At 69.2% G+C, this 12,284-nt stretch carries 12 protein-coding genes; 6 read left to right on the top strand and 6 right to left on the bottom strand.

Annotation, left to right across the window (positions count from 1 at the left end; translation table 11 throughout):
- Nucleotides 1-5 precede the first annotated feature (5 nt).
- From OG867_RS15845 to OG867_RS15825, 5 genes are all read left to right on the top strand, one after another.
- Complete coding sequence (locus tag OG867_RS15845) at nucleotides 6-515, top strand: R3H domain-containing nucleic acid-binding protein (RefSeq protein WP_328901164.1); 510 nt, start codon at nucleotides 6-8, stop codon at nucleotides 513-515.
- A 108-nt stretch (nucleotides 516-623) separates the two neighbouring features.
- Nucleotides 624-1,340, top strand: a complete 717-nt coding sequence (gene rsmG / locus OG867_RS15840; RefSeq protein WP_406285995.1) for a 16S rRNA (guanine(527)-N(7))-methyltransferase RsmG — start codon at nucleotides 624-626, stop codon at nucleotides 1,338-1,340.
- 209 nt (nucleotides 1,341-1,549) lie between these two features.
- Nucleotides 1,550-2,626 carry a ParA family protein gene (locus tag OG867_RS15835; RefSeq protein ID WP_328901166.1) on the top strand — a complete coding sequence of 359 codons (1,077 nt, stop codon included), beginning with the start codon at nucleotides 1,550-1,552 and terminating at the stop codon, nucleotides 2,624-2,626.
- Entirely contained in the window at nucleotides 2,623-3,708 is a 1,086-nt protein-coding gene (locus OG867_RS15830) for a ParB/RepB/Spo0J family partition protein (protein ID WP_328901167.1), read from the top strand. Before OG867_RS15835 ends, OG867_RS15830 begins: the two co-directional genes overlap by 4 nt.
- 161 nt (nucleotides 3,709-3,869) lie before the next feature.
- Nucleotides 3,870-4,487: a GNAT family N-acetyltransferase gene (locus OG867_RS15825; RefSeq protein ID WP_328901168.1), complete on the top strand. Its 618-nt coding sequence runs from the start codon at nucleotides 3,870-3,872 to the stop codon at nucleotides 4,485-4,487.
- An 89-nt stretch (nucleotides 4,488-4,576) separates the two neighbouring features.
- On the opposite strand, the gene trxA is transcribed toward OG867_RS15825, so the two are convergent.
- From trxA to sigM, 4 genes are all read right to left on the bottom strand, one after another.
- Entirely contained in the window at nucleotides 4,577-4,915 is a 339-nt protein-coding gene (trxA, locus tag OG867_RS15820) for a thioredoxin (RefSeq protein ID WP_406285993.1), read from the bottom strand.
- A 50-nt stretch (nucleotides 4,916-4,965) separates the two neighbouring features.
- On the bottom strand, nucleotides 4,966-5,931 hold the full coding sequence (trxB, locus tag OG867_RS15815; RefSeq protein ID WP_328901170.1) for a thioredoxin-disulfide reductase: 966 nt from the start codon (nucleotides 5,929-5,931) through the stop codon (nucleotides 4,966-4,968).
- 132 nt (nucleotides 5,932-6,063) lie between these two features.
- Complete coding sequence (locus OG867_RS15810) at nucleotides 6,064-7,047, bottom strand: anti-sigma factor family protein (RefSeq protein WP_406285991.1); 984 nt, start codon at nucleotides 7,045-7,047, stop codon at nucleotides 6,064-6,066.
- Nucleotides 7,044-7,781, bottom strand: a complete 738-nt coding sequence (sigM, locus tag OG867_RS15805) for an RNA polymerase sigma factor SigM (RefSeq protein ID WP_328901172.1) — start codon at nucleotides 7,779-7,781, stop codon at nucleotides 7,044-7,046. The genes OG867_RS15810 and sigM overlap by 4 nt, the downstream gene beginning before the upstream one ends.
- A 56-nt stretch (nucleotides 7,782-7,837) precedes the next feature.
- Between sigM and OG867_RS15800 the strand changes: the two genes are divergently transcribed.
- Entirely contained in the window at nucleotides 7,838-8,116 is a 279-nt protein-coding gene (locus OG867_RS15800) for a DUF2690 domain-containing protein (RefSeq protein WP_406285989.1), read from the top strand.
- Between the two features lie 155 nt (nucleotides 8,117-8,271).
- Here OG867_RS15800 and OG867_RS15795 read toward each other — a convergent pair whose 3' ends face one another.
- On the bottom strand, nucleotides 8,272-9,972 hold the full coding sequence (locus tag OG867_RS15795) for a protein kinase family protein (RefSeq protein ID WP_406285987.1): 1,701 nt from the start codon (nucleotides 9,970-9,972) through the stop codon (nucleotides 8,272-8,274).
- Between the two features lie 133 nt (nucleotides 9,973-10,105).
- Entirely contained in the window at nucleotides 10,106-12,262 is a 2,157-nt protein-coding gene (gene murJ / locus OG867_RS15790) for a murein biosynthesis integral membrane protein MurJ (protein WP_406285985.1), read from the bottom strand.
- Nucleotides 12,263-12,284: the final 22 nt, after the last annotated feature.

Below are 12,284 nucleotides of genomic sequence, written 5' to 3'. Positions count from 1 at the left end.
CATCCGTGACGGAAGGCACCATCTCCACGGCCGCTGAGGGCAGCGACACCCTGACCCGCCTTGAGCAGGAAGGGGAGATCGCAGCGGACTACCTTGAGGGCCTGCTCGACATCGCCGACCTCGACGGCGACATCGACATGGACGTCGAGGCGGACCGGGCCGCGGTCTCGATCATCAGTGACTCGGCGCGCGAGCTGCAGAAGCTCGTGGGGCGCGACGGTGAGGTCCTGGAGGCGCTTCAGGAGCTGACGCGGCTCGCCGTGCACCGGGAGACCGGTGACCGGAGCCGTCTGATGCTGGACATCGCCGGCTTCCGGGCCAAGAAGCGCACGGAGCTCGCCGAGCTGGGTGCCAAGGCGGCGGACGAGGTCAAGAGCACCGGTGAGCCGGTGAAGCTGGACCCGATGACGCCGTTCGAGCGCAAGGTCGTGCACGACGCGGTCGCCGCGGCGGGCCTGCGCAGCGAATCGGAGGGCGAGGAGCCGCAGCGCTTCGTCGTCGTCCTGCCGGCCTGACCGGCTCCTTACCTGTCGGCCCCGTCTGTTCGCAGACGGGGCCGATCTTTGTCAGCCTGATAGACAGCCATCATGGTGCGGTAGTGCGGTATGGAAGGACGGTCCCCCGTGACGGAGGAAGTAGAGCTTCCCCAGGCGCCCGAAGAGGCCCGGGAGGTATTCGGTGAGTGCTTTCCCGAGGCTGTCCGGTACGCGGAGCTGCTGGCGGACGCGGGTGTCACGCGCGGGCTGATCGGGCCGCGCGAGGTTCCGCGCCTGTGGGAGCGGCATCTGCTGAACTGCGCGGTGCTCTCCGAGGTCGTTCCCGAGGGGGTCACGGTCTGCGACGTGGGGTCGGGTGCCGGGCTGCCGGGCATTCCCCTGGCGCTGGTGCGCCCGGACCTGAAGATCACTCTTCTGGAACCGCTGCTGCGTCGGACGAACTTCCTCCAGGAGGTCGTGGAACTGCTGGGGCTCGATCATGTGACGGTTGTCCGCGGTCGGGCCGAGGAGGTTCTCGGCTCCCTTCAGCCGGTGCATGTGGTGACAGCCCGGGCGGTGGCCCCGCTGGACCGGCTGGCCGGCTGGGGCGTGCCCCTGCTGCGCCCGTACGGCGAGATGCTCGCGCTCAAGGGCGACACCGCCGAGGAGGAGATCAACGGTGCTCGGGCCGCGCTCAGCAAGCTGGGCGTGGTGGACACCGAGGTGCTGCATGTCGGCGAGGGCGTGGTCGACCCGACGTCCACCGTGGTCCGGGTGGTGGTCGGCGAGAGTCCGGGGGGTGTGAGGTTCGCCGCAAAGCGAGCCAAGGCAGCGCGGACCAGCCGGACACGTCGTCGCCGCTGAGCCCTTCGCGGAGTGTCGTGCCTCCGTAGCTAGGCTGCGGAGGCATCGTGTTTCACGTGAAACGTCGTTCTCTGCTGCATGGAATCATCGGCCGCGGTCATGAGGCGGCCGCCCCTCCCCATCGCAGGCCCGTTAGGGCTACGGAGTTGTCCACAGAAGTGGTTTCATCCACAGAAGAGCGGGCCTCGCTGGTTCACGACCCCGAAACCATGACAGGCTCTGCTCATTGCGAGCCTGAAGTCGAGGAGAGTGAATCCTTGCGGTCCGACGCCAACATCGCGGGGCCGATGACCGATCCGGTCCCCGGCCCCCGAACCGAATCGGCGGGGAGCGGTGTTTCACGTGAAACACCGCCGCCGATGGACGACACCCCCATCGGTCGTGCGGCCCAGCTGGCGGTGGAGGCCCTTGGCCGAGCCGGCGAGGGGCTGCCACGTCCCGAGCAGACCCGGGTCATGGTCGTGGCCAACCAGAAGGGCGGGGTGGGCAAGACCACCTCGACGGTCAACCTCGCCGCGTCGCTGGCACTGCACGGGGCACGGGTCCTGGTGGTGGACCTCGACCCGCAGGGCAACGCCTCGACGGCTCTGGGCATCGATCACCACGCCGAAGTTCCCTCGATCTACGACGTTCTGGTGGAGAGCAAGCCGCTCTCGGACGTGGTTCAGCCCGTCCCGGACGTCGAAGGTCTCTTCTGCGCCCCGGCCACCATCGATCTCGCCGGTGCGGAGATCGAGCTGGTGTCGCTGGTGGCGCGGGAGAGTCGACTCCAGCGCGCCATCCAGGCGTATGAGCAGCCGCTGGATTACATCCTGATCGACTGCCCGCCCTCGTTGGGCCTGCTGACGGTCAACGCACTGGTGGCTGGTGCGGAGGTGCTGATCCCCATTCAGTGCGAGTACTACGCGCTGGAGGGGCTGGGTCAGCTCCTGCGGAACGTCGAGCTGGTAAGGGGCCACTTGAACCCCGAGCTCCATGTCTCGACCATCCTGCTCACCATGTACGACGGCCGGACCCGGCTGGCGTCGCAGGTCGCGGAGGAGGTCCGCAGCCACTTCGGCAAGGAGGTGCTGAGGACCAGCATCCCCCGGTCGGTCCGCATCTCCGAGGCGCCGAGCTACGGGCAGACCGTGCTCACCTACGACCCCGGGTCCAGCGGGTCGCTCTCGTACCTCGAAGCAGCCCGCGAGATCGCGCTGCGAGGGGTTGGGGTGCACTACGAGGGACAGCACGCCCACACGGGCGGTTCGATCAGTCAGCAGAGCAATTCGGAGGGGATCCAGTGAGTGAGCGTCGTCGAGGGTTGGGGCGAGGGCTCGGTGCCCTGATCCCAGCCGCTCCGCAGGAGAAGCAGCTGTCGTCCGCCGGCTCCGGGGCTTCCTCGCCCGTACTGACCACGGAGCGGGGTGTGGCCGCCGCCAAGGTGGCTACGCTCGGGGCCATTCCCGTCGTGCCCGAGCCGAGCTCGCCGATGTCGGGGTCCGAGCCGACGGTCTCGGGCGATGTGGCCGGCGCGTACTTCGCCGAAGTGCCGCTCGACTCCATTACGCCGAACCCGCGTCAGCCGCGAGAGGTCTTTGACGAGGACGCGCTCGCGGAGCTGGTCACCTCCATCAAGGAGGTCGGTCTTCTCCAGCCGGTCGTGGTGCGCAAGATCGAGGCCGACCGCTTCGAGCTGATCATGGGCGAGCGGCGCTGGAGGGCCTGCCGCGAGGCGGGTCTGGAGCGGATCCCGGCCATTGTCCGGGCCACGGACGACGAGAAGCTGCTCCTGGATGCCCTCCTGGAGAATCTGCACCGGGCTCAGCTGAACCCGCTGGAGGAGGCGGCCGCCTACGACCAGCTGCTCAAGGACTTCAAGTGCACGCATGACCAGCTGGCGGACCGGATCGGCCGTTCCCGGCCCCAGGTGTCCAACACCCTGCGTCTGCTGCGGCTGTCCCCGCCGGTGCAGCGCAGGGTTGCCGCCGGGGTGCTGTCGGCGGGCCACGCGCGCGCCTTGCTGTCGGTGGACGACTCCGAGGAGCAGGACAAGCTGGCCCATCGCATCGTGGCCGAAGGTCTCTCGGTGCGTGCGGTCGAGGAGATCGTGACGCTCATGGGCTCCAGGCCCACGAGCGCCAAGAAGGCCAAGGGGCCCCGGGCCGGGGCGCGGCTCTCCCCGGCGCTCTCCGATTTGGCGTCGCGGCTCTCCGACCGCTTCGAGACCCGGGTGAAGGTCGACCTCGGGCAGAAGAAGGGCAAGATCGTCGTAGAGTTCGCGTCGATGGAGGACCTGGACCGGATCCTCGGCAGTCTCGCCCCGGGCGAGGGCCGGGTGCTGGACCAGACTCCCTCCGATGAGTCGGCCGAGGACGACGAGGGCTGACGTACGCCGAACCCTGAGGGCGGGCTGTTTCCGGTACACGGATTACAGCCCGCCCTTTGCTCTCTCGCGGTGTCGGCTTGATCCGGCGGTGGTTACGATGCGTTCTGGCAGAGCATTTCCGTCCATGACGCAGTGGGCGAGAGAAGTGAGGAACAGCCTTCATGGGGCGTCGGCTCGTACCGCTCACGCTGGACAACCTTCCCGACCTTCCCCGGCGCTGCCGCTCCTGTGTCTTCTGGGAGCTCGACCCGGTCAGCGGAGAGGCTGCCGTCAAGAGCGGGACATCCGACCGGGAGAAGGAGGCGTGGATCTCCGGGGTTCTTCTGGAGTGGGGCTCCTGCGGGCGGGTGGTCTACGTCGATGACGTGCCGGCCGGCTTTGTGCTCTACGCACCACCCGCATACGTTCCTCGTGCCACCGCCTTCCCGACGAGCCCCGTCTCCCCCGATGCCGTTCAGCTGATGACCGCGCTGATCATGCCGGGCTACCGGGGGCAGGGGCTGGGACGGGTCTTGGTGCAGACCGTTGCCAAGGATCTGATCCGCCGGGGCTTCAAGGCGATCGAAGCCTTCGGAGATGCCCGGTGGAAGGAGTCGGCCTGCGTGCTGCCTGCCGACCACCTTCTGGCGGTGGGGTTCAAGACGGTACGCCCGCACCCGGTGCACCCTCGGCTGCGGCTGGAACTGCGCTCGACACTCTCCTGGAAGGAAGACGTCGAGCTGGCCCTGGACCGGCTCCTCGGAGCGGTACAGAAGGAGCCAGCGCTGCGGCCGTTGTGAGGTACGCGCTCCGCTGCTGCATGCAAAACGGGCCCGTCCTGAGGAGGACGGGCCCGTTTCACGTGAAACAAGGGGACGCAGCTTCTGCCTTACTGGTCCTTGTCCGTGATGAAGCCCGCGAGGTCGCGGAGGATCGCGGCCTTCGGCTTGGCGCCGACGATGGTCTTGGCGACCTCGCCGCCCTGGTAGACATTCAGCGTCGGGATGGACATGACGCCGTACTTGGCGGCGGTGGCCGGGTTCTCGTCAATGTTGAGCTTCACGATCTCGATCTCGCCGTACTCGGCCGCGATGGCCTCCAGCGACGGAGCGATCTGGCGGCACGGGCCGCACCAGGCAGCCCAGAAGTCGACCAGCACGGGCTTGTCGCTCTTGAGGACGTCCTCTTCGAAGGAGTCGTCGGTCACGTTCTTCAGGGCGCCGGCCACGGCGGCCTCCTAACTTCGCGGGGTGTGTGGGGATGTGAGTGAGGCGTGGGTCAGACGGCGGCCGCAGGGGCGGCCTTCTCGTCGTCGGCGAGCGCGGCGAGGAAGCGCTCTGCGTCGAGGGCGGCGGAGCAGCCGGTGCCGGCCGCGGTGATCGCCTGGCGGTAGGTGTGGTCGACAACGTCGCCGGCGCCGAAGACCCCGGACAGGTTGGTGCGCGTCGAGGGTGCGGCGACCTTGAGGTAGCCCTCGTCGTCAAGTTCGAGCTGGCCCTTGAAGAGCTCGGTGCGCGGGTCATGGCCGACGGCGATGAACAGGCCGGTCACGGGCAGCTCGGACATCTCGCCGGTCTTGGTGTTGCGCAGCGTCACGCCGGAGAGCTTCTGCTCGCCGTTGACTCCGGCTACCTCGCTGTCCCAGGCGAACTTGATCTTCGGGTCGGCGAAGGCGCGATCCTGCATCGTCTTGGAGGCGCGCAGGCTGTCGCGGCGGTGGATGATGGTGACGGACTTGGCGAAGCGCGAGAGGAAGGTCGCTTCCTCCATCGCGGTGTCGCCACCGCCGACCACGGCGATGTCCTGGTCCTTGAAGAAGAAGCCGTCGCAGGTCGCGCACCAGGAGACGCCGCGTCCGGAGAGGGCGTCCTCGTTGGGGAGTCCGAGCTTGCGGTGCTGGGAGCCCGTGGTGACGATGACCGCCTTGGCGCGGTGGACGGTTCCTGCCGTGTCGGTGACGGTCTTGATGTCACCGGTGAGGTCGACGGAGACCACGTCGTCCGGGACCAGCTCGGCGCCGAAGCGCTCGGCCTGGGCGCGCATGTTGTCCATGAGATCGGGGCCCATGATGCCGTCCTGGAAGCCCGGGAAGTTCTCCACGTCGGTGGTGTTCATGAGCGCGCCACCGGCGGTGACGGCCCCCTCGAAGACCAGCGGCTTCAGCGAGGCGCGCGCGGTGTACAGGGCGGCTGTGTAGCCGGCCGGGCCGGAGCCGATGATGATCACATTACGCACGTCGCTCACGGGTTTCTTCCTCGTCTCTGCAGACTGCCTACTGTCCACGCCTACTGGGGCCGGTTCAACGACTCTCACCCCACCCAACGGATCCTACGGGGGATGCATTCCCGACGTGCCGGGGCGGCTGGCGGCGCGTTCTCAGGGGCGCGCGTAGGCGTGTGTCAGCAGCAGCATTCCCTTGGAGGGAGGCTCGGCTCCCACGCAGGCCGCGGCCACCACATACGCCTGAACGCTGTCCGGGTCCGTGGGATGAGGCAGGACGACGAGGAACGCGTCGGTGCCCTCGTAGCTGCCCCTCTCGATGGCGAGCGCCGGGCTGTTGCGGCCGATGCCTTCTTCCACGCACGCGGGGACGGTTACCGCGGGTGCCCGGAGCGGGGAGTCGGGGGACATGGAGTCCGAGGGATCCGCTTGGAGCGGGGGCCGGGTCTGGGGCGAGGACTGGGATCCGATAGAGGGAGCCTCGTCGTTCCCCTTGGGAGCCTGTGGGCTCTCCGTGCCGGAGCTCGGGCCCAGCAGTGCGTGGATCCGGTCCTCGAGGGTGGCCGCGGAGAACTCCTGCGAGCGGCTTTTCGGGGCTGTGGCCCTCGTGTCCTGGCTGACCCCGGCTGCGGAGGTGTCGCTTCGCTCCGCCCCCGGGACGTTCTGCAGCAGAAAGACACTCATGCCGACCAGGGCAGCGGCCCCGAGCGCGGAGGCGAGCAGGGTGGCGCGGCGACGCGTCCGTCCTGGGTGCCGGCCGGGACCGGTGTTCGCACGCGCATGTCCGGCCGGACGATCTGGGGCGTGCGACCGGGACGGCGGAAACCCGGCTATGTGCGCGGGCTCCGTTTCACGTGAAACATCGGTCGCCGTATCCGGTGCAGTGCGGTGCGTTCGCGCCTTGGCGGAGAGAGCGGCATCGATGCGCTCGGCGATGTCTGTGGGCATGGGTTCGGGGGCGGGCAGGTCGCCGAGCAGTCCCCGAATCTCCTCCAAGGAGGCGAGGACATCGGCGCAGAGCGCACAGACGTCCAGGTGGCTGTGGATCTCGGCTGCGCGAGCCTCGGGGAGCAGGTCCTCGGTCAGGTCGGAGATTTCCGAGACTTCCGGGTGCTGGGTCATGCCGGGTGTTGACGTCATCGGTGTCCACCTCCGCCCTTCATTGCAGTGGGGTCGCTCGTGCCCGTGTCTCGTGGCCCGGCTGCCGGTGGGACGGATGCTCTTGACGTCCGGTTCCCTTCCGTTCCGGGTGTCTCGCCGGCGCGACCGTCGCTGCGGAGATGCGTCAGTAGCGGTGCCAGGCGGGCCCGGCCGCGTGCGCAGCGGCTCTTCACGGTGCCCACGGGTACATCGAGGATGCGAGCGGTCTCCGCCACCGGGTACCCCTGCATGTCCACGAGGACGAGCGCCGCGCGCTGCTCCGCAGGGAGGGTGGCCAGTGCGGCGAGGAGTTCGCGGTGGAGATCATGGCGTTCCGCGGGGGCCTCCGCGGACTCATGGGGCTCCATCAACTGGTCGAGCCGTTCCGGGTCGTCGACCGGCGAGGTCTTCCGGGATGCGGCCTTGCGGACCCGGTCGAGGCAGGCGTTCACCGTGATGCGGTGCAGCCAGGTGGTCACGGCGGACTGGCCCCGGAAGGTGTGGGCGGCGCGGAAGGCGGAGATCAGGGCGTCCTGTACGGCGTCGGCCGCTTCCTCACGGTCGCCCAGCGTCCGCAGGGCCACGGCCCACAGCCGGTCGCGGTGGCGTCGAGCCAGCTCGCCGAAGGCGTCGGGGTCGCCGGCGACATGCTGGGCGAGGAGGTCCGCATCGCTCGGTGGATCGGCGGCACCGGCGCCGTAGCGCTCGCGGTCTCCCCCCTCAGCTGTCGCCATCCGTGCATTCAAACCGATCCACGCCGGGAAGTAAATGGCGAGGTCGGTTGGATGGTATGAATGATAAAAAGGCGCGATTCGATCGCGCTTCGGAGGTGCCCTGCCCGCCCCATATTTCGGGTAGCGCGCAGGCGGCCACTTATTCGATGGACGGGAAGAATCCCATTTCCGCCGGGTGCTCCGGCGACGCCATCACCGTGAAGCGCGCGCGGATCGGCACCTCCAGCTGGACGCTCGGCGCCATTGACCTGCGGTACAGCGTCAAGTGCCACACCCGCGTGGGCACGGATCAGCCTCTCCGAGACTGTGTGGGGGAAGGCGCAGACCGTCCGTAACTCGGACGTCAAATCTTATAACTGCACGAAGCTTTCCTGCAGCTCTTCGCTAGGCACTTATACCTGCTACACGGAATGGTCTACGACAAGGCAAGGAAATGGGGCTGGGCCGGATCCTCGGATCCGGCCCAGCCCCATTCTCGCGTTCGAACCCGTCAGCTGGTGACCTTGATGTCCGAGACCTTCCCCCGGAAGTTCCCCTCGCCGCTCGGCGGGAGCTTGGTGAGCCAGACGAGCAGGTATCGCGCCTGCACGGGCTTGGAGGGCTTCAGCGATACCTGGGTCCCCGACCCCTGGGCGACCTTGTCGAAGCCGGTGGGACCGGTCGGCACCGTGGAGCCACCGGCGGTCCGCAGCTCGACCGAGGTGTCGCCGCCGAGGAAGGACACGTCCACCTTGCCGACGCGCTGTGTCTTGCCGAGGTCGAGGACGACGCCGACGCCTGTTTTGAGATTGCCGAATCCGGCTGACGCGTACCAGTCTGTGTGCCAGTACGAGCTCGGGTCGTCGTCGTAGACGTTGCCTATGCTCTGCGGCTTCTCACTGCCGTCGGCGCCGAGCGGGTCATAGTCCTGCGCGGTGACGATGGGAACGGGCTTGCTCTTCTCGACCGGCGGGGGGTCGTTGTTCTCCGGGTTGGACTGAGTGCTGCCGGGGTCACCGCCCGAGTTGTCGTCCCGGTCGATGAGCGTCTCGGCGAGCTGCCAGCTGCCCAGGCCCAGGGCGGCGATCAGCAGCGCGGACACGACCCACTTCAGCGCCCTGCCGGTGCGGCTCTGCAAGGGCGCGGGGGGCACGGGCACGACGGGCTGGGTGACAACGGAACCGGCCGCCGCCGGCCTTCCGTAGGTGCCCTGCTGGTAGGTGGTCCGCTGGTACTCGGGCGGGGCGGTGAAGACCGGCTCGGGCGGGGGGATGCGGGGCATGGCCGCCACGGCCTTGGCGAGCTCGTCGGGCGTGGTGCACGGCTGCTCCTGGCGGGACGCCGTGGCACCGTCGTTGGCGAGAGCCCGCATGGCGATCTCGGAGAGGCCCCGGTGGACTCCGGCCCGCACCTGGTCGGGCGGGAGCAGCCCCATCCCCTTGGGCAGACCAGTGAGCCCGTACGCATCGCTCTCGTACGGCCAGCGCTGGGTCAGCGCGGCGTACAGCAGGGCCCCGATCGCCTCCGTGTCGGCGCGCTGGGGGCCGTCGGACGTGATGCCCCGCAGGGCGGCGTTCACCGCGAGGCCGCGGATGCGGTACTGGCCGGACGAGCTGCGCAGCACGGCCCCCGGCGTGAGCCTCAGGTGGGCCAGGCCCTCCCGGTGCGCGGCCGCCATGGCCTGGGAGACCTGGCTGACGAGCTGGTACGCGTCATGGGCGTCCATGGGGCCCGCGCTCAGCAGGGCCGAGAGCTCGGTGGCGTCGGGAAGCCACTCGTGGACGACGTAGACGAGATCGTCCTCCTCGACGGCGTCGAGGACCTGCACGAAGCGCGGGTCGCCCAGCAACGCGGAGGACCGGGCGGCGGCCAGAACCGAGCGGGCCCGCGGGTGGTCCGCGGGCAGGAGGTGAACCCCCACCGCGCGGCGCAGCTTCTCGTCGACGGCACGCCAACTGCTGAATCCGTCCAGACGGGTGACGCACTCCTCCAGCCGGTACCGGCCGGCCAGCTTGTGACCGCTGTGCAGATCCGGGGCGGCCGGGAAGGTCTTCGATGCGGCCTTCTCCTCGTTCTCCTCCTGGGAGTCCGTGTCCGCCGCGTCCTGCGCTTCTGCCGTACCGTCGGTCGTGGCCTCGTCCGCCTTGGCGGTCAGCGGCTTGTCCCCGCTGTTGTCGGCCACGTCGACGGCAGCCGTGCTACGTTCCGCCACCGTCGTTCCTGCCTCCCCATCCGTTGCGCGATGCCAGCCAGCTCTGCTCTGCACAGTCACGCCAATTGTGCCCACACTCCGGCGCTATGCACGACACGCGGAGACCGGCGATGGTTGTGCGGGCCGGCCTGCCTCAGCGGCCGAGCCGCCCCCTGACCATGCCGACCATGCCGTTGATCTCCTCGATCCGCATTTTCCTCGCCGCGACGAAGAACACTCCCAGCAGCAGGACACCGCCGCAGACCAGCGCGACGAGCGCGCCGAAGGCGCCGCCCCCGAGCACCTGCATGAGGCCGAAGCCCGCGGCTCCGCCGACCACGGTGGCAGGCAGTGCGGCGAGGCACAGCCTGGCGTAGGTGCGTACCACCTGCGCGCCGTCCAGGTCGCCGCCCAGGCGGTTGCGCAGCCGGCGCCAGGCGATCCCGACGCCGACGGCGTAGGCCAGGCCGTACGAGGCGGCCATGCCGACCACGGCCCACTGGGCGGGCAGCACGACGTAGCAGAGGGCGGAGGCCGCCGCGTTGACCAGGGCGACGATGACGGTGTTGTAGAAGGGCGTCCGGGTGTCCTCGTACGCGTAGAACCCGCGCAGCACCACGTACTGCACGGAGTAGGGGATCAGGCCGAGGCCGAAGGCCATCAGGATGAAGCCCATGGAGCGGGCGGCCTCGGGGCCGCTGGACGAGTAGAGCAGGGTGCACATCGGCACACCCAGGGCGAGGAACGCGAACGCGACCGGGACGATGGCCACGGCGGAGTTACGGAGCCCCTGCGAGATGTCGTCGCGGACGGCGCCGGGGTCGTTGTCGTGGGCGGCCCGGGAGATCCGGGGCAGCAGGGCGGCCATGACCGAGACGGTGATGATCGCCTGCGGCATGCCCCAGATCAGCTGGGCGTTGGAGTAGGCGAGGAAGCCCGCGCCATCCGTTCCGGATGCCTTGCCGGCCGAGGTCGCGAGCTGGGTGACGACCAGCACACCGGCCTGGTTGGCGAAGACGAACAGCACCGTCCACTTCGCGAGCTTTATCGTCTTGCCCAGCCCGTGGCCCTTCCAGTCGAACCGCGGACGGAAGCGGAAACCGGCCTCGCGCAGGTACGGGATCATGGCCAGCGCCTGCACGACCAGGCCGAGCAGGGTGCCGATGCCGAGGAGCCGCACGCCCTCCGGCGGGATCGTGTCCACGCCCATGTGGGACTCGTGGGACGTGCCGTAGACCCAGATGAACATCCCGAAGGTGAAGATCATGACGATGTTGTTGAGGACCGGGGTCCACATCATCGCGCCGAACTTCCCACGGGCGTTGAGGATCTGCCCCATCACGACGTGCACACCCATGAAGAAGATGGTGGGCAGGCAGTAGCGGGCGAAGGTGACGGCGACGTTGTTGGCCGCCGGGTCGTCCGCGATCGTCGAGGACATCAGCCGGATCAGCCAGGGGGCCGCGAAGACCACCACGGCGACGATGAGGCCGAGGGCGACCATCACCAGGGTCAGCAGCCGGTTGGCGTACGCCTCGCCGCCGTCCTCGTCGTCCTTCATCGAGCGGACGAGCTGGGGGACGAAGACCGAGTTGAGGCCGCCGCCCACGGTGAGGATGTAGATCATCGTGGGCAGCGTGTACGCGATGGTGAAGCTGTCGCCGAGCAGGGCCGCGCCGAGCGCCGCGGTGATCACGAGGCTGCGGACGAAGCCGGTGAGGCGCGAGACGAGTGTGCCGGCCGCCATGACCGCGCTGGACTTCAGCAGGCTGGAGGCACGGCCGCCGGACTTGGCCGGCGCCGGGGCGGGTTCGGGCTGGGCCGGCGCCGGAGAGGCGCCCGGGTTCGCGGGGCCCTCCTGGTCGCGGAAGAGGTGGGCGAACGCGTCGGGCTCGTCGCGGTCCGCTGAAGCCTGCGTGACGAGGTCGTCCACGCCCACGAACTGCGTCGTCGCGGCGTTGTCTCCGTACGGGAGGTGGCGCGAGGGTCCGGCGGGCTCGGGCGGCGGCGTCTGGGCCCAGATACGGGGGTCGGGGGCGTACTGCGTAGCCGGCGGCTGCTGGTAGAGCGGCTGCGGCTGCTGGTAGGTGCCGGGAGGCGGCGGCGGATGCGCGGCGCGGTCGTACAGCGCCTCGTCCACCGGGTCCTGGGCGGAGAGGTCCTGCGCCCGGTACGGGTCGTGGTCGTACGTGGACTGCAGATACGGGTCCGGCACCGGTTGCTGCTGCGGGTCAGAGGGCACCGGAGGGCCGCCGGAGTACCCGGCCCCACCCGCACCCTGACCGCGGTCACCGTCGTACGGCGCGTTCATCGAAACCCCACCTCATCGTCCC

It is taken from the genome of Streptomyces sp. NBC_00209 (assembly GCF_045206345.1).
Taxonomy (GTDB): domain Bacteria; phylum Actinomycetota; class Actinomycetes; order Streptomycetales; family Streptomycetaceae; genus Streptomyces.
Note: the sequence above shows the minus strand (reverse complement) of the source record. Positions and strands in the feature narration are given on the sequence as shown.